The following is an 18,323-nucleotide window of genomic DNA, read 5'->3' as shown; positions in this document are numbered from 1 at the left end:
CGGACTGAGCCGTCCCGGGGGACGGCTCCCGTCCCGGGGGACGGCTCCCGTCCCGGGGGACGGCTCAGTCCACCTCGCCGTGGTGAAGGCGCGGGGACTCGTCCCAGCGGACCGGGTCCTCGTTCTCGTCCTCCTGCAGGATGCGGCTGCCGGCCAGGCGGTCGCGCAGGTCACGCACCGCGGCCGGCAGCCCGCGCGGGATCGCGATGGCCACCACCAGCGCGGTGCCCAGGAACAGCCAGGGCGCGGTGGTGGCCAGCGAGGTGACCATGCCGACCAGCACGCCGCGCAGCAGGGACTCCTCGCCGAGCGTGGTCAGGATCTCGGCGAGCAGGGTGAGCCCCAGGAACAGCAGCGGCGGGCACACCGACAGGCTCAGCAGGTCGGCCGGACGGGTGGCGAGCGCGGCCAGCACGCACCCGGCCATGAAACCCAGCCCGGCGAGCAGGCCCACCCCCAGCCAGCGCGACAGCAGCGCGCCGAGCAGGCCCAGCGCGAAGATGATGACGACGCCCCCCCGGCCGGTGACCGTGGCCGCCGACCGGCGGCCGGCCCGGCGCGAGCCAGGTCCTCCCGAGGTCGCAGGCGGCGTGTCCTTGGACGGGCCGCGTGCCGCGGTGGCGGTCATCCCGAGTCCTCCTCGCTCGCGCGATCCGTGTGGCGGGCCCCGGCGTCCGGAGCGGGCGTCCCGGAGGACGGCCGTGTCGGCCTCCCGTGCCCCCGCCCGTTGGCGGCGGCGTCCACGGCGGGGCCGTCCGCCGAGGCCGATGCTGCCCGGCCGGACCGGTTGGGGACGACCTGTTCCGCGAAACCTACCGGTTTGCCGGGCGGCCCCTCACCCGTGGAGGCGCCGATGCCGGCTTCGGGGAACCCGCCGGCCAGTTCGGCGGCCGACGGGGAGCGGGGACTGTCGGCCACCGGCTCCGGCGCGTCCAGGGGGCCGTCGACCAGGCCCAGGTCGTTCAGCCTGCGGGCGCTCACCAGCACCCGGCTCTCCAGCGATCCGACCGTGCGGTTGTAGGACCTGACCGCACCGGCCAGCGACCGTCCCAGCTCGTCCAGGTGCCCGCCCATCGTGCCGAGCCGCTCGTACAGCTCCCGGCCCAGCTCGAACACCGCCCGCGCGTTGCGCGACAGCGCCGCCTGCTGCCAGGCGTACGCCGCGGTGCGCAGCATCGACACCAGCGTGGTGGGGGTGGCGATGTGCACCCGGCGGCCGATCGCGTACTCCAGCAGCTCGGGGGAGCGTTCGAGGGCCGGCGCCAGGAACGCCTCGCCCGGGATGAACAGCACCACGAACTCCGGCGCCGGGCTGAACGCCTGCCAGTACGCCTTGGACGCCAGCCGGTCGACGTGGTCGCGCACATGCCGGGCGTGCGCGTCCAGCCGGGCCGCCCGCAGCTCGGGGTCGTCGGTGGCGGCGGCCTCCAGATAGGCGGTCAGCGGGACCTTGGAGTCGACCACGATGCTCTTGTCGCCGACCAGCCGCACCACCAGGTCGGGCCGCAGCGAGCCGTCCGCGGTACGGGCGGTGACCTGCTCGTCGAAGTCACAGTGCCGGGTCATGCCGGCCAGCTCCACCACCCGGCGCAGCTGCAGCTCGCCCCAGCGGCCACGGGCGTCGGGCCGCTGCAGGGCGCGCACCAGCGCCTGCGTCTCCGCGCGCAGCTCCTCGGAGCTGCGGCGCACGAACTCCACCTGCTTGGCCAGCATGGCGTGCGACTCGCGGCGGCCGGTCTCGACCTCGCGCAACTGCTCTTCGACCTTGGCCAGGGTCTCGCGCAGCGGCTCCACCAGGTGCTCGACGGCCTGCTTGCGCCGCTCCAGCTCACCGGCGGCCTCGATGCCGGCCGCCCGCAGCCGGGTGTCGGCCAGCTCCAGGAACCGCTGGTTGCTGGCGTCCAGCGCCTTGGCCGACAGGGCCTCGAAGTGTCCGGCCAGCCGCTCCTCGACGTAGGCCACCTGCTCCTCGGCCGCCCTGGCCCGGGCGATCAGCGCGGCCTGACGGGTGGTGGCCAGCGAGTACCCGGCCACCGCTCCCAGGGCGACGCCCAGCGCGAGGCCGAGCAGCAGCGCGAGATCCATGACCTGAATCGTGACATTGCGCTGTGATCCAACCGACTCGACGCGCCGAGACACGCGCCGTTCCGACAATTAGACTCATCGTTCACTAGTGGTGCACGACGGGCGCCCCCGCGCCGGGCGGCCGGATGCTGTCTGGACAGGAGGCGGGATGCCGACCACCCCCCGGGAGGTTCCGATCCGACCCGTCGCGGTGACGCCCGCGCAGCGCCGCGTCGCCCGGGCGCTCACACTGGAGCCGGAGGACGCCCCGACCCCACGGGCCCGCATCGTCGGAGGATTCATCCGCGCCTTCGCCAAGTCGGCCTGGCAGTACGGGCCGGACGGCGACGCCGGGCTGGTACGCATCCAGCGGGCCACCGACTTCCTGGGCCGCCTTCAGCTCGTACCACCCGGCGTGGCGGTGAGCCCGCAGGACCTCGGCCGGACGGGCGGCAGCGAATGGGTACGGGCCGGCCTGCCCGACGAGCGCAAGGTCTTCCTTTATCTGCACGGGGGCGGCTATTTCTTCGGCAGCCCCCGCCTCTACAGACCGTTCAACTGGCGGCTGTCGGCCGCGACGCGCCGCCCCGTACTGGCACTGGACTACCGGCTCGTGCCGGAGCACACACCGGCCGACGCGCTCGAAGACGCCCTGGAGGCGTACGAATTCCTCCTCGGGCGCGGATACCCGGCCGAGGACATCGTCATAGGCGGCGACTCGGCGGGCGGCCACCTCACGCTCGCGCTGCTGCTCGCGCTCAAGGAAAAGGGCATACCGCTGCCCAAGGCCGCGATCTGCCTTTCCCCTTGGGTGGACCTCATGTGCGCCGCCGAGTCGCACAAGCTCAACCGGCGCAGTGACGTTCTCATCCCGGCGGACAAACTCGCCTCATTGGGGCGGCGGTTCTGCGCGGACAAGGAGGAGAACGACCCGTTGTTCTCCCCTTTGCGGGGAGATCTGTCGGGCCTGCCGCCGATGATGCTCATGGCCAGCGGCACCGAGATCCTCCGCGACGACGTCCGAGACCTGGCCGTCCGGGCCCGCGCCGCCGGCGTCGACGTCGTCCACCAGGAGTGGGGCGGGCTGGTGCACGTCTTCCCGGTGTTCGCCGACTTCGTCCCCGAGGGCAAGGCGGCCTTCCGGCACATGGCCGAGTTCCTGCGCCGCGTCGAGCGCTGACCGACCGCCCGGACGGCGGCCGTCGGGCGGCGGCCCGCCCGGCAGCCAATAGACTCGCGTGGCGTGAGCCTGTCCATCGGAATCGTCGGGCTGCCCAACGTCGGCAAGTCCACCCTGTTCAACGCGCTGACCAAAAACGACGCGCTGGCCGCCAACTACCCGTTCGCCACGATCGAGCCCAACGTGGGTGTGGTCGGCGTGCCGGACCCGCGGCTGGAGGCGCTGGCGAAGATCCACGGCTCGGCCAGGATCCTGCCGGCCACCATGGAGTTCGTGGACATCGCCGGCATCGTGCGCGGCGCCTACGAGGGCCAGGGGCTGGGCAACAAGTTCCTGGCCAACATCCGTGAGACCAATGCGATCTGCCAGGTCATCCGGGTGTTCGACGACCCGGACGTGACCCATGTGGACGGTGCGGTCGAGCCCCTGCGCGACATCGAGACCATCAACACCGAGCTGATCCTGGCCGACCTGCAGACCATCGACAAGGCCCTGCCGCGCCTGGAGAAGGAGGCGCGGACCAAGAAGGACCGCGACGGGCTGGCGGTCGTCGACGCCGTCGTCGCCGCGCAGAAGGTGCTGGACGGCGGCACCACGCTGTTCGCCGGCGCCGCGGCGGCCGGCATCGACCTGACGCTGCTGCGCGAGTTGCAGCTGCTGACCGCCAAGCCGTTCCTGTACGTGTTCAACCTGGACGAGGACGAGCTGGGCGACGAGGCGCTGCTCGGGCGGCTGCGCGAGCTGGTGGCGCCCGCCGAGGCCATCTTCCTGGACGCCAAGATCGAGGCCGAGCTGATCGAGCTGCCCGACGAGGAGGCGCTGGAGCTGCTGCAGGGCATGGGGCAGCAGGAGTCCGGCCTCTCGCAGCTGGTGCGAGTGGGATTCGACACGCTCGGGCTGCAGACCTACCTGACCGCCGGGCCCAAGGAGGCCCGCGCCTGGACGATCCGCAAGGGGGCCACCGCGCCCGAGGCGGCCGGCGTCATCCACAGCGACTTCCAGCGCGGATTCATCAAGGCCGAGGTCGTCTCGTTCGAGGACCTGGTCGAGGCCGGGTCGATGGCCGCCGCGCGCACCGCGGGCAAGGTCCGCATCGAGGGCAAGGACTACGTGATGCGCGACGGCGATGTCGTGGAGTTCCGTTTCAACGTCTGACCTGGGCATTCGGCGTTCTTTTCGGCGGCCGGGCCGGTTCGTCGGAGGTTAGTGGATCGTCACCTTTCGGTCATCTTCCCCCTTCCGGTGTGCGGTGGATTGTGTTGTCCACATCCGCGCGGCGGGGTGTGTTCCGCCCTGCGGCGCTGGAACAATTGACTTCCGTGGTTAGGCTGGGCCGGGGTTAGGCTGAACGGGCCTTGAACGACCCGAGCCGAACACAACGACCAGAGCAGGCAGATGACCGCGCCGACCGGGGGCAGGCGCGAGCGGAGGCGCGATGGCTCGCCGAGCGTTGGCGCGGGAGCAGGCCGTGGCACACGGCGGGGATACGGCTGTCCATGAGGACGCCGCGGTGACCGGGTCGTCCTCGGGCGTCCCGGTGGCCTTGGAGTCCGGCGGCCACCCCGACTCCCTGGACGCCTCGCGCGGCCGGCGGGGCGGCCGGCGGTCCAGGGCGGGCGGCCGGGGCGGCGGCCGCTGGGCCGGCTCCGGCGGCCGCTGGTGGGTCTGGCTGGGCCGCGCCGTGCTGTGGGCGCTGATCATCGTCATCGTGGTGAACGGCGTGCGCGCCCCGTTCGAACGGTTCACCGAGAGCGGCACTGCCGCCCCCACCACGTCCGGGCGGCCGTCCCAGCCGAGTTTTCCCACCGGTGCGGCATCGGCGTTCGCGCTGCAGTTCGGCAACGTCTACCTCAACTACGACCAGCAGTCCGCCCCCGACCGCGAGCGCCGGCTCCAGCCGTTCCTGCCCGAGGGCACGGCCGGCCAGTTCGGCTGGAACGGGGCCGGCGCGCTGCAGATCCAGTCGGTGCAGGTCGCCGGGGTGGAGGTGCGCGACGAGCACAACGCGGTCGTCACGTTGCTGGCGCGCGCCGACGACCGCTGGCTGTCGCTGGCCGTGCCCGTCTACGCCAGGGACGGCGCCATGGTGGTCTCCGCACGTCCGGCGCTGCTGCCGCCGCCCGCCAAGGCCGCGCTGCCCAGCGGCGGGGTCGGCGAGCGCGACACCGCGCTGGAGGGTGAGCTGCAGAGCGCGCTGTTCGGCAGCTTCTTCCCGGCCTACGCCGCCAGCGACACCACCTCGCTGGCACGGTTCACCGACGGTCCCCCCATCACCGGGCTGGCCAGGTCGGTCACCTTCGTCAAGCTGGCCGAGGTGGTCGCCCCCCGCGGCCAGGCCGACCGGCGCACCGTCACGGTGACCGTCACCTGGCAGCTGCCTGGCCGGGACGGCGCCGCGGCCGCCGAACTGGACCAGACCTACGAGCTCACGGTGGTGAAGAAGGACGGGACCTGGTACGTCAGAGACATCCGGGGCGCCGGCCGGCCCACCGGACCATGAGAGGCCCGACATGAGCGACCCCCCGGGCCCGGCCCCCCACGACCGCGACAAACCCGCCGAACCAGAGAGGTAGTCAGTCGATGCTGCTGCACACCATGGCGTCGATCTCCGACCAGATTCTGGCTTCGCCGGACGATCTGCAGACCGACAACCTCGCCGACTGGCTGCGCCAGATATTCGGACCGCTGTTCCTCGTCATCGTGTCGATCGTGGCGATCTTCTTCCTGTTCACCCGCGAGATCACCCGCTTCGTGCAGTTCATCGTCCTGGCGATCGGAATCGGAATCATCTTCTATGTGCCCAACATCATCGAGACCACGGCGAAGGCGATCGCCCGGGCCCTGGGAGTCGAATTGAGCTGACCGAGCCGCCGGACGGCGGCGACACCGGTGCGGATCCGCGGAGGAGTCGGCACGGCGCTGTGCTCGTCACAGTTAGGGGAGTAGGGGCGTGGATCTACCCACGTACACGAACATATGGCGCATCGAGAAGCGGTTGTACAAGCTGTACGACCTGCGCCTGCCGATGCCCCTTCCGCTCGTGCAGATCGGTGTCTTCGTCGGCGTCTTCGTGCCCTGGGTCCTGCTGCTGATGCTGGTCGGCGTCCCGCTGGAGACGCCCTGGCACGTGTTGTACCTGGTGCCGCCCGGAGTCCTGACCTGGCTGGCCACCCGTCCGGTCATCGAGGGCAAGCGACTGACCGAACTGCTGCTGTCCCAGACGCGCTACCTGGCCGAGCCCCGCACCTGGTGCCGGCTGACCCCGATCCGCGAGCCCCGCGAGGTCGTGATCGTGGCCCGCGTCTGGCGGCGCCACGCCGGGCTGCCCGCCCCGGCCGCCGCCCCCGAACGCGCCGCCGTCCGCGCCCACCGCAAGGAGCGCGAGGCCGCCCGCAGCCACCCCGCCGTGGTCCCCGTCCCGGCGGCCATGGCCACGGCAACGCAGTCCCACACGTCCACCGCCGTCCGGCCCGCCGTATCTCCCGCCCCCCGGCTCGCCCCGGACGTCCACGGCGCCGGAGAGCCCGCCCGCCGCGCCGCCAAGCCCTGGCGGCGCACTACGCCGCGCAGCATCTCCCACGAGTCCGATGCTCCGCCGTCGCCTGCCCTCCCTCCGGTCCCGGCCCCGCCGCCGGCGCCCCGTCCCGCCGGCTCCGCCGAGATGGAGCGCCCGCCCGCCACTCCGCGCCTGGAGATCCCTCCGGCGCGCCAGCCGGGCTCTGGCAAGCGGGCCCTGGCCTCCGGCATCAAACGTCCCGGCGAAGCCGCCGAGTTCTGGCGCGCCGCCGACCGGCCCGCCGGCGCCCCGTCTCCGGAACGCGCCACCGGCCCGCAGCCCACCCTTCCCGAGGGGCAACCCACCGGGCACTCAGACACCGGCACCCCCCAGGAACTGCCCCCGGAAGCGGCTCGAACCGGCGGGGACACCCCTCAGCCCGCTCCGCCCACGCCCCCCGGCGTTCCACAGCGCTCCCCGGAGACCTCCCCGCATCAGGCCGCACCCCACCGCCGGCCGGAGGAGCCCGCAGCGCCGACCGGTTCCGGAGCAGTGGACTCCCAGGCCACCGAGAACGAGGAAGCCGACCAGGCCACGCCCACCCGTCCGGCACCGACCACGGCCCCGGACATTCCACAGCAGCCCCCGCAGGCGCTTCGGCATCCCGACACGTCCCAGCCGACACCGGAGGAGCCCAAGGCCTCGACCGAAACCGGGACGGCGGAGTCCCGGCCGGCCGAGGAGGGAGCCGGACAGACCGCGCCCGCTCGTCCGGCACCGACCACGGTCTCGGACGTTCCGCAGCAGCCTGCGAATATGTCCGACCATCAGGATGCGCCTCGTCGGACACCAGAGGAGCCCGAGGCGTCGGCTAAGGCCGAGACGGTGGACTCCCGGGCCGCCGAGGACGAGCGAGCCGACCAGACCACGCCCGTCCGCCCGGCACCGGCCACGGTTCCGGACGTTCCGCAGCAGTCCCAGCAGGCGCTTCGGCGTCCGGACGTGTCCCAGCGGGTGCCGGAGGAGTCCGAAGCCGGGGTGGTGGAGTCCCGGGCTGCCGAGGAGGAGAGGGCTGACCAGGCTGCGTCCGCCCGTCCAGCACCGGCCACGGCTCCGGACGTTCCGCAGCGGTCCGCGGATGCACCCGGCCATCCGGATGCGTCCCAGCGGGCGCCGGAAGGGGCCGAGGCCGGGGCGGTGGAGTCCCGGGCAGAGGAGGACGAGGGGGCTGACCAGGCTGCGTCCGCTCGTTCGGTGCAGGCCGTGGCCTCGGACATTCCGCAGCAGTCCGTGGAGGGGCCGTCCGTTCCCGAGCCGCCGCGGCAGGCCCGGTCGGCCGGAGAAGGCGACGAGGGCGAGGTAGGAGAGGTAGGAGACGCGCCGGTCGCCGCCTCGACGGCACCGGACATCCCGACGCAGGCCGCACCGGATGCTCCGGTGGAGTCGGTCGCGGAGACGGGACCCGACGTTGAGCCCGCTCGGGCCGAGCGGGCTCCGCAGGCCGCCGCAGGCGAAGCTCCGGACGGGCATGAGCCCGCGGATGGGGCGTCGACGCGGACGACCCGCCCGGACATCCCGCAGACGCCTCCGGCGACGGTCCCCGACATCCCCAAGGTGCCCGAGACGTTCGGCGCCGCCCGGCGGGACGACCAGGCGGAGCCGGAGGACACCGGCGTCGCGGCGGACGAGGGCACCGAAACCCGGCCCGCCGCGGCCTCCGCCGAGCCCCGGCCGGGTGACGGGGAGGAAGGCGAGCCGAGCCGCCCCAAGGGCCCGACGAAGCCTTGGCGGGACGGTCTGTCCCGTCCACTGCGCGCGGCGACGACGGACGCGCTGGTGTGGCCCCCGGTGTCAGCCCCTGGAAGCGGGCCGATGTGGACCCGTGGGCAGAACACGCCGGAAAGCACCAGCGCCTCGCCGGATGCCGGACAGGTGAGGGAGCCGGGGCGTGCGGCACCGCCTCCGCAGGTGCCGGGCATACCGGCCGCCCAGGGCGGTACGGCCACACCACCCGGAGGACTGCCGCCCGCCGCACCGCCCCCCGCAGGGCAGACGCCCGCCGGTCCGCCATCACGCACGGCGCGGCCGCCCGCCGGTCCCCCTGCGACGGGGCAGCCGCCTGCCGGTCCCTCACCGGCCGGGTATCCGCCTGCAGGGGCGTCGCCCGAGGGGCGGCCGCCCGCAGGTCCTCCGCCTGCGGTGCGTTCGCCCTGGCCGCCTGCGGGGCACCCCGCCGAGGCTCGTCCCGAGCCCACAGGACGTCCCGAGCCTGGACGGCGACAGCCCGGGGACGGGCCCGCGGCCAGGCCGGTCCGCCCGATGGGGCCACCGTCCCACGGCCGTGTCACCGGGCGGCCCGCGGAGGCGCCGGGCTCCCCAGCCGGCCCCGGGCAGGGCATGCCGTTCGGCCCGCCGGCCCGGCCCGCCGTGCCGCCCGCGGACCAGCGGGTCGCCGGCCCGGAGGGCGGGCGTCCCAGAGAGGCCGCGGCGCCGGCTCCGCCGCCCGCGCCGGCCCGCGAGGTCCGGTCGGGGCCCGCCTCGCCCGTCCGGCCGCGCCCGATCCCGCCGCCGCCTCCGCCACCGCCGCCGAGCACCCCGGCGATCACCCCTCCGGACCTGGAGCAGGAGACCGCGCCGGGCGGCGGGCTGCGCCGGCTCATCGCGGCCGTCGGCGGCGGACACAGCCAGCTCGACGAGGAGTACGAGGAGCGGCTGCAGCGGCCGTTCCAGGGGTCCCGGCACATCGTGGTGCTGGGCTGCACCGGAGGGGCCGGGCAGACCGTCACCGCGCTGATGCTGGGACACACGTTCGCGCAGTACTGCGGCGAGCCGGTGGTCGCGATCGACGTCAACCCCGGTCCCGGGGCGCTGGCCCGCCGCAGCCGCAGCGACACCCACGAGACCCTCACCGGGCTGATCACCCGGGCCGACCAGGTCACCTCGCTGACCGCCATGCGCCGCTACACCTCGCAGGCCAAGTCCGGCCTCGACGTCATCGCCGCGGGCAAGAACCCGCTGCAGGCGCTGGACGACCGGGACTACGCGCTGGCCATCCGGACCATCGACCGGTTCTACTCGATCACACTGCTGGACGCCGCGGCGGCGGTAGTGGCGCGGGTGCTGCCGCACGCCGACCAGATCGTGCTGGTCGCCCCGGCCAGCGCGGACGCGCCGCGGGCGGTGGCCATGACCTTCGAGTGGCTCGACGGGCACGGGTACGACGGGCTGCGCTCCCGCGCGGTGACCGTGATCAACGGGGTCAGCAGGCGCAGCATGGACGACGTCGAACAGGCCGAGGCGGTCGCCCGGGGGCGTTGCCGGGCGCTGGTGCGCATCCCGTGGGACGATCACCTCAGTATGGACCGGGCCCCCCGGAACGAGCTGAAGTCGCTGCGCTCGCCCACGCGGCGCGCCTATCTGGCCCTGGCCGGCGTCGTCGCCGGCGGATTTGCCGAGCTGCCCGAGCGTTATGTGCAGGAGGACGTGGATCGGCAGCAGGAGAGCAGCCGATGAGCGCCCGTGCCGTGCCGGTGTGCCGCCGCGGGATGCGCTCTGGCGGCGGGAGACCGGGTGACTTTTCGGGACGGGATCCGGTCGTTCCAGATCCGGAAGGCGCGTCAGGCTCCTCACGGGGCCGGTCTGATGTGGCGTCCGGGCGAGATGGCGTCGGGGAAGGGACGGGGGACCCTGTGGGCAGACCACGCGCTCAGGGCGGTGCACGGGACGGCGCGGCCGTCGGGGAGGCGGCTCCGGTGAGGTGCCGGCGTTCTTCCGGCGAGACGAGGCCGCGGCCGAAGGGCCGCGGGATGCGAGCGGAGCGGACGAGATGAGCAGGGGCAGGGCGCGTTCCAGCCGTCTGGCGGTGCGGTACTTCGATGACCGCATCCTGCTGACCGACCAGGCCGCCTGGGCGTACTTCCGGCTGCCGACGGTGTCGTACGAGTTCACCACCGGCGAGGAACGCGAGGCGCTGGCCACCAACATCACCATCGCGCTGGCCGGTATCCGGATGCAGGACGCCGAGGTGCACCTGCGGATCGCGCACCGCCTCTACCCGGCCGCCGAGTGGGCGCGCAGCCTGGACCACACCTCCGACGGCGGCCCCGGTTGGCACGACTACCTGGAGGAGATGTACGCCCACGTCTGGGGCCAGGAGTTCTGGACCAAGGAGGTCTACCTGGGCGTACGACTGGGTCCCCGGGGCGTGGGCGCACAGCTGTCCGGCGGGGTGCTGGCGCAGCTGCTCGGCTTCTACAAGCGCAGCGAGCAGGCGCTCGGCATCGAGGACGACGCGATCGACTCCAAGGAGATCGCCCGCTGGACCGAGCAGGCCGAGCGGATCGGCCGGGCGCTGGGCGGCTCCGCCCTGTACGCGCGGCACGCCACCTCCGTCGAGGTGGCGTGGCTGTTCCAGCACGCGGTGACGGCGTCGCTGCTCGACCCTCCGCCGTCGGCGGTGCCGCGCCGCACCTGGGGGGCCGGGGAGATCGAGGCGCTGGTGGAGGGGGCGATCCACAATGGTCGCTCGTACCTGCGCATGGAGCAGCCCGGCACCAACGGCAGCGGCGGGGCGGTCAGCGCCTCGTTCGTGGCCTACCTCAGCTTCGCGCGCTTTCCCGACCTGATGCCGTTCCCGGACGGCGAGCCGTGGCTGCACTACGCCGACGCGTTGCCGTTCCCGGTGGAGATCAGCTCCCGGATGAAGCTGATCCCGCCCGCCAAGGCGTCCAAGGACGTCTCCCGCAAGCTGGCGCACGCCCGCGACATGGACCAGCACATCCGGGAGGCCGGCGCGGAGGCGCCGCTGGCGCTCGCCGAGCAGATCGACGCCGCCCGGATGCTCGAGCACGGCATCACCAAGGAGCGGCTGCCGTTCGTGTACGGCTGGCACCGGCTGATCGTGACCGCGCCCACCGAGGACCTGCTGGCCCAGCGGGTGGACGCGGTGGTCGAGCACTACCGCGACATCGGCATCGACGTCGTCAACTCCACCGGCGACCAGTTCTCGCTGTTCATGGAGTCGCTGCCGGGCGACCGGATCCGGCTGGGCGCCTACGCCCAGCGCCAGCCGCTGCGCACCATCGCCGGCGGCATGCCGACGGCGACCGTGGACCTTGGTGACCGACGGGACGAGACGGGAGGCGGCTGGGTCGGCCCGTACATCGGGCAGACGCTGGGCCGGGCCCGGTCGATCGTCCACTTCGACCCGCTGGTGGCGGCGGCCCGCAACCGGCCGACCGCGGTGGCGATCACCGGCGAGCCCGGTGGCGGCAAGACCACCCTGGCGCTGCTGCTGATCTACCAGATGGCGTTGCGCGGGGTGACGATCGCCGCCATCGACCCCAAGGGCGACGCCGAGTCGCTGGTGGAACTGCTGCGGGCGCGGGGGCGCAAGGCGCGCATCCTGCCGCTGGGCTCGGCGGCGCCCGGCCTGCTGGACCCATTCTCCTTCGGCGACGACCTGGCCGCCAAGAAGACCATGGCCACCGAGACGCTGCGGCTGCTGCTGCCGCGCATGTCGGAGGAGCGCGAGTCGGCGATGATCCAGGCGGTCGGCGCGGTGGCCAACGGCGAGCGGCCGTCCCTGGGACGGGTGGTGGACTACCTGGAGGGCTCGCAGGACCCGGCGTCCAAGAACCTCGGCGCGGTGCTGCGGTCGATGTCGGAGATGCGGCTGGCCCGGCTGTGCTTCGACCCGTCCGGCGGGGAGCAGATCGACACCGCCGGCTGGACGACGGTGTTCACCCTGGGCGGGCTGACGCTGCCGGATGTGGCGATCTCCCGGGAGGACTACTCCTACGAGCAGCGGCTGTCGGTCGCGCTGATGTACCTGGTGTCGCAGTTCGCGCGGCGGCTGATGCACGGGCTGGACCGCAGGCTGCCCAAGGCGATCTTCCTGGACGAGGCGTGGGCGATCACCTCCACCCCCGAGGGCGCCAAGCTGGTGCCGGAGGTGTCGCGGATGGGCCGCTCCCGCAACACCGCGCTGATCCTGGTCTCCCAGAACGCCGAGGACCTGCTCAACGAGCAGGTGACCAACTGCCTGTCGTCGGTGTTCTCGTTCCGTTCCTCCGAGCGGCACGAGGTCGGCAACGTGATGTCGCTGCTGGGCGTGGAGTCCTCCGAGGAGCACAAGGCCGTGCTGCGCAACCTGGGCAACGGTGAGTGCGTCTTCCGTGACCTGGACGGGCGCGCCGGCCGGATCGGGGTGGACCTGGTCTCGGAGGAACTGCTGGCCTGGCTGGACACCAACCCGACCCGGGTCCGCCCGGAGTCCCCACTGAAGATCTAGGAGGTCTGCCCATGAACGGGTCGTGGCGGAGCCGCGTTCGGCCGTCGGGCGCGGGCGGCCGTGCCCGGCCACCGGCCGGGCGGGGCGGGCCTGTCCGTCCGCCGGGCGGCATGCGCCTGCAGCGGTCGCCGTCCGAGGGCGTCTCCCTGGCCGGTCGGGGACGCCGCTTCGGTCCCGCCCGCCGGCGCCGCCGGGCCGCGGTGCTGCTGGCGGTACTGATGCTGTTCATGTTGAGCCCGATCGCCCCGGCCAGCGCCGGCCCTTTCGGCGGCGACCCCTGCCGCCCGGCCGACAATCCGTCCCCGGAGATGTACGGGTCGGGTCCCGAGGCCATGATCAGGCCGCCGGATTACCCGAGCGAGAAACTCAAGCGGACCCCGCCGGAGCAGCTGACCTACTACGACCGGTACGGCACCGTCGGCCAGTTCTGGTACGCGGTCGACATGGGCTGCTCGGACGCCATGAACATGATGGGCAACGCCCTGGCCAACACCACGTTCACGCTGGTGCGGGTGATGGACCGCACGACGATCACCGTCTACCAGGCGGCCGCCTCCGAGTCGCTGCTGGGCTGGCTGAAGAAGACGGTCGACGACGTGATCAGCGACATGGGCAAGACCTTCAATGCCCGGTACTGGTCGTGGGTGGTCATCCTGGGCGCGATCTGGCTGGCCTGGTGGGGACTGGTCCGCAAGCGCGCCAGCAAGGTCACCGAGGGCACCATCTGGATGGTCGCCGCGATGGTGGCGCTGATCTGGCTGGTCGCCAGGCCGGCCGACTTCACCACGCTGGGGACCAAGGTGTCCGAGGCGACCGGCGCGGCGTTCAACGCGGCGCTGCCCCAAGCCGACAACCGGGGCACCACCTGCATCCCCTCACCCGCCGGAAAGAACCCGCTGGCCTCGCCGGACGTCGACGCCACCACCCGTAACGCCAACGGGCTGTGGGTGGCGCTGGTCTGCAAGCCCTGGTTGATGGGCCAGTTCGGCACCGCCGACCCCAATGCCAAGATCGTCAAGGACAACGCCGACAGGCTGCTGTGGTCGCAGGCGGTCGACCTGTCCGAGGCGTACGGTCAGGAGAAGCTCGATCTGAGCAAGAAGGCCGACGCCTACAAGGAGGTCGCCAAGAACGTCAAGGAGGAGCACCCCGGCGCCTATCCGATCTTCCAGGGCAAGAACTGGACCAGCCGGCTGGCGGTGGCCTTCGGCGCGCTGTTCGCCGCCACGGTCGCCGGGCTGCTGGTGCTCGTCATCGCGATCGCGCTGATCGTGGTGAAGATCGCCTTCCTGCTGTTGCTGGTGGCCGGACCGATCTTCCTGGGCATCGGCATCCATCCGGGGATCGGCCGGGTGATCGCGATCCGCTGGCTGGAACTGCTGCTGTCCATGCTGCTCAAACAGGCGGCGCTGATCGGTGTGCTGTCCCTGTTGCTGTGGGCCTACGGGCTGATCCTCAGCGAGGGACTGCCATGGGGCCTGCAGATCCTGCTCATCTCGTTGGTCACGTTCGCGGCGTTCATCTACCGCAAGCCGTTCCAGCATCTGTTCTCCGCGGTCGGCTACTCGGCGGTGGGGTCGCGGGAGAAGAGCGAGGCCCATCTGGACAAGTCGATCGCCGAGGCTCGCAAGAGCACGGTGGGCGCGGCCACGGCGGTGGTGCCCGGGGCCGCCGGTTACCGGCTGGCGCGGTGGGCCAACCGCGACTCGGCCGAGGCGGGCGCGGCGGGGGAGACCTCGGCGGGCGGCGCCGCGGCCGAACGGCGTGGCGGCCTCGCGACGGCCGACACCTCCACCGGCGATGTCGCCGGGGCGATCGCGGGCAAGAGCCGGGCGGGCGGTTCGGCCGCGGCGGGCGCGGGCCGGGGACGTGCGGCGGCGCCGCCGCTCAATCTGCCCACCCGGGGCAAGCCTTCGGGGGATGCGCGTTCCGGTGGCCGGGCCGCGGCCGGCGCATCGGTGGGCTCGGCCGGTTCGGCCGGTACGGACGAGACCGTCGCCGATGCCGGACCGTCCGGCTCCGGGGTCGCCAGACCCACGTCGTGGGTGGGCGGCCGGGCAGGGCGAGGGTCCGGCGGCGGAGGAACGGACGGCGCCGGCGGGCTCGTCGGCGCGGGCACCGGCGGCGGTGCGTCCAATGGCGGTGGCCGTTCGCGGCGGAGCAGCGGTCGTGGAGCCTCCGGCGGCGAAGGTTCCTCCGGCGGTGTCGTCTCGGGCGGCTCGTCCGGTGGCGGCCGGGCGTCCGGCGGCGGTCGTCCGTCGGGGGGCGGTCGTCCGTCGGGGGGCGGTGGCCGTGGGTTCGGCGGCGGGTCGTCCGGTGGTGGCGGCGCGTCGGCAGGCGGCTCGTCGGGTGGTGGCCGGGCGTCCGGCGGTGGCTCGTCCGATGGTGGCGGGTCGGTCGGACGGGGGGCCAACGGCTCCGGCCGCGGCCGGGGCTGGTTCGGCGGCGGCTCTGGCGGGTCCGAGGGCTCCGGTGGCGGTGCCTCGTCCGGTGGAGACAAGGGACGTCCGGCGGATCCAGCGGCCGGTGTCCCCCGGCCGCGTGCCGGGAACGAGGGCGCGGGCCAGGGCGCTGGAAGGAAGTCCCCGCCGCCGCTGTGGGGCAGCCGGGCCCGCGAGGAGGGCCCGCCACTGCCGTTCTGGCTTCGCCCGGCCGAAGGCGCGAGTGAGCGAGAGGACTGATGGAGCTCTCCGATCGCCGGCGCAAGCTGCTGTTCGCAGGGCTGGTGGTGGTGCTGGTCGCCGTCGGCGTCTACCTCACGATGGCCGACTCCGGCACCACCACCGAACGCGCGGAGCCGCAGGGCGATCGCAGCACGGCGGTCCCGGCGGGACCTGCCGCGCCGTCCGTGCCGCCGGTGGGGATCGACTCCACCATCACCCCGGAGAACTTCGACATCTACCGGCTGCTGCCGTTCCCCAAGCGCGACTTCGTCGCCGCCGCCGAGCTGGCCCAGCGGTTCACCGCCGCCTACGGCACCTACCGCTACGACGAGGATCCGCAGGCGTACATGGCCCGGCTCACCCCGATGGTCACCGAGGAGCTCGGGGCGGAGATCGCGCGGGGCGCGTCCTCGCCGGGGCTGATCGAGCAGCGCCGGAGCGAACAGATCGTCGCGCGGAGCACCGCCACCCTCGACAGCGTGCGGGACATCGAGGCGAACTCCATCATCTTCCTGGTCACCGGAAACCAGCAGCTCACCAGGTCCGGCGAGACCGGCCAGGAGAGCAAACAGTTCGCGGTGACGGTCGCGCGCGACGGGGCCGCCCTGCGGGTGTACGCGTTCGGGCCCGCCGACGACGGCCAGGCCGGCGACACGGGCCGGACCGGTGACGAGGAATGACCATCGACGCCGTGGGACGCGGCGGGGCCGGGCCGGTGCGCACCCGCCGGGAGACGGGCTCTCCCGGCGCTGGGTGCCGACGCGGCCGGAGGCGATCTCGCAGAGGTGGGTGAGACGGGATGAGACGGCGTCTGGTGTTCGTCGTGGCCGCCGCGGCGGTCGGGATGCTCTTCGCGGCCCTGATCGTCATGCCGGTGTTCCTGGGGGCCGGCCAGTTCATGTACGGCGGGGGGGCCGGGGCGTCCTGCATCGACACCAGTGGGGCGGGAAACCAGCCGCAGGAGGCTGCCGACGCCAGGTCGATCCCGAGTAATTACCTGGAGCTGTACAAGAAGGCCGGGGCGGACTACGGCCTGCCGTGGAATGTCCTGGCGGGCATCGGGAAGGTGGAGACCAGCCATGGCACCTCGAAGCTGCCCGGTGTCTCCTCGGGTGAGAACTACGCCGGGGCCGGCGGCCCGATGCAGTTCCTGAAGGCCACCTTCAAGGCGTTCGCCGTGGACGGCAACAAGGACGGCAAGAAGGACCGCTACGACCCCGCGGACGCCATTCCGTCGGCCGCGCGCTACCTCAAGCACAACGGCGCTCCCGAGCGGATGCGGACCGCGCTGTACATGTACAACCACTCGTGGGACTACGTGGACCTGGTGCTGTCCTGGTCCAAGCGCTACGGCGGCGGTGACTTCGAGGTCGTGCAGGCCGACGGCCCCAAGTGCTCCGACACCGAAGGGCTGCCCGAGAACGTCGACGAGGTGATCCAGCGCATCATCAACTTCGCCATGGCGCAGCGCGGCAAGCGGTACATCTTCGGGGCGAACGGCCCGGACGCGTGGGACTGCTCCAGCCTGCTGCAGGGCGCCTACCGTTCGGTCGGCCTCACCATCCCGCGGACCACCTGGGATCAGTGGCCGTTCGGCGTGAAGGTGCCCAAGGGCAATGAGGTGCCGGGCGACCTGGTGTTCTTCAACTCCGGTCCCGGGACGTCGTGGTCGGCTCCCGGCCATGTGGGAATGGTCATCGGCAACGGCAAGATGATCGCCGCCCGCTGCTCCACCTGCGTGCCGAACATCGGGGTACAGAGCTACAAGCGCTCGGACTGGGTCGGGGTGACCCGCCCGCTGGCCAAGCCGGAGCTCAAGAAGGCGCTGGAGAGGCTCCAGGCGGGTTGATCCGGGCACGGTGACGACCGCCCTGCCCTGAGCATGTGGCCGGGAGCATGGGCGGCCGGCCGCTGGGACATGGCGCGCGACCACGAACCCGTCGGCGCCCCGTGGCCCCGGTCGGCGGAGATTCCCGGTTCGGCGTGACCTTTTGGTCCAGATACGGGCGATGCCGGGTCCTGCGGATGTGCGCCTGCCGGATTTTCCGGGGCCGCGCTGGGCAGATTCGTTCGTACGGACCGAGAGGCGGAACGCGGAGAGCAGACGGTGAGCCGGTGAGCGCACGGACGCACGGTGGCCCGGGAGTCAGCCCGGGCTTTCTGCTGTGGCGGGCCACGCTGCGATGGCAGCGTGAGATCACCATGGCGCTCAAGCCCCTCGAACTGACTTATGTGCAGTTCGTCCTGCTGGAGGGCCTGTGGCGGTTCGACGTGCAGGGCCGCTACCCCAGCCAGCGGGAGCTGGCCGACCAGGCGAGCACCGACGTGATGATGACCAGCCAGGTGGTGCGGGTCCTGGAGGACAAGGGCCTGCTGCGGCGCGCCGTCGATCCACGGGACGCCCGCAAGCGCGTCCTGACCATCACCGACGAGGGCCGCAAGCTGGCCGAGGAGGCGGTCCAGGTGGTCCGGGACACCGATGACGGCTACTTCGCGGGCATCCCTGACCGTGGCGCGCTGCTGGGGGTGCTGAGCCGGCTGGCGTTCCCGGGGGAGTGGCGGCCGGCGCGGGACGGCGGGCCGGCCGCGAGATGATGGGCGGCGTGTCCGCGGCGGGCGCGGACCGGA

General features: G+C 72.9%; 12 protein-coding genes. 10 read left to right on the top strand and 2 right to left on the bottom strand.

Annotated features, from left to right (window positions below; all coding sequences use genetic code 11):
* Positions 1-64 precede the first annotated feature (64 nt).
* Positions 65-628, bottom strand: coding sequence for a DUF6542 domain-containing protein (locus C4U03_RS14220; protein ID WP_103938216.1), 564 nt, complete (start codon positions 626-628; stop codon positions 65-67).
* On the bottom strand, positions 625-2,085 hold the full coding sequence (gene rmuC / locus C4U03_RS14215; protein WP_235017855.1) for a DNA recombination protein RmuC: 1,461 nt from the start codon (positions 2,083-2,085) through the stop codon (positions 625-627). Before rmuC ends, C4U03_RS14220 begins: the two co-directional genes overlap by 4 nt.
* Before the next feature lie 148 nt (positions 2,086-2,233).
* Here rmuC and C4U03_RS14210 point away from each other — a divergent pair, with 148 nt between their 5' ends.
* The 10 genes from C4U03_RS14210 (at position 2,234) to C4U03_RS14160 (ending at position 18,290) form a co-directional block, all read left to right on the top strand.
* Entirely contained in the window at positions 2,234-3,244 is a 1,011-nt protein-coding gene (locus C4U03_RS14210; protein WP_103938215.1) for an alpha/beta hydrolase, read from the top strand.
* A 63-nt stretch (positions 3,245-3,307) separates the two neighbouring features.
* Positions 3,308-4,399 carry a redox-regulated ATPase YchF gene (ychF, locus tag C4U03_RS14205; protein ID WP_103938214.1) on the top strand — a complete coding sequence of 364 codons (1,092 nt, stop codon included), beginning with the start codon at positions 3,308-3,310 and terminating at the stop codon, positions 4,397-4,399.
* 355 nt (positions 4,400-4,754) lie between these two features.
* On the top strand, positions 4,755-5,744 hold the full coding sequence (locus C4U03_RS14200; protein ID WP_235017854.1) for a conjugal transfer protein: 990 nt from the start codon (positions 4,755-4,757) through the stop codon (positions 5,742-5,744).
* Positions 5,745-5,839: 95 nt separating this feature from the next.
* Positions 5,840-6,106, top strand: coding sequence for a hypothetical protein (locus tag C4U03_RS14195; protein ID WP_235017893.1), 267 nt, complete (start codon positions 5,840-5,842; stop codon positions 6,104-6,106).
* A gap of 88 nt (positions 6,107-6,194) precedes the next feature.
* Entirely contained in the window at positions 6,195-10,253 is a 4,059-nt protein-coding gene (locus C4U03_RS14190) for a TcpE family conjugal transfer membrane protein (protein WP_103938211.1), read from the top strand.
* 313 nt (positions 10,254-10,566) lie between these two features.
* Complete coding sequence (locus C4U03_RS14180; protein WP_103938518.1) at positions 10,567-13,032, top strand: ATP-binding protein; 2,466 nt, start codon at positions 10,567-10,569, stop codon at positions 13,030-13,032.
* Positions 13,033-13,142: 110 nt separating this feature from the next.
* A complete protein-coding gene (locus tag C4U03_RS42475; protein WP_103938209.1) occupies positions 13,143-15,713 on the top strand; it encodes a type IV secretion system protein in 2,571 nt (856 codons plus the stop codon).
* Positions 15,713-16,375 (top strand): hypothetical protein, encoded by a 663-nt coding sequence (locus C4U03_RS14170; protein WP_103938208.1) that lies wholly within the window; start codon positions 15,713-15,715, stop codon positions 16,373-16,375. Before C4U03_RS42475 ends, C4U03_RS14170 begins: the two co-directional genes overlap by 1 nt.
* 119 nt (positions 16,376-16,494) lie before the next feature.
* Entirely contained in the window at positions 16,495-17,544 is a 1,050-nt protein-coding gene (locus tag C4U03_RS14165) for a C40 family peptidase (RefSeq protein WP_103938207.1), read from the top strand.
* Positions 17,545-17,810: 266 nt separating this feature from the next.
* Positions 17,811-18,290, top strand: a complete 480-nt coding sequence (locus tag C4U03_RS14160; RefSeq protein WP_103938206.1) for a MarR family winged helix-turn-helix transcriptional regulator — start codon at positions 17,811-17,813, stop codon at positions 18,288-18,290.
* Positions 18,291-18,323 lie beyond the last annotated feature (33 nt).

This window comes from Thermomonospora echinospora (assembly GCF_900108175.1).
GTDB lineage: Bacteria > Actinomycetota > Actinomycetes > Streptosporangiales > Streptosporangiaceae > Thermomonospora > Thermomonospora echinospora.
The sequence above is the reverse complement of the archived record's forward strand: the minus strand, read 5'-3'. Positions and strand labels throughout refer to the sequence as shown.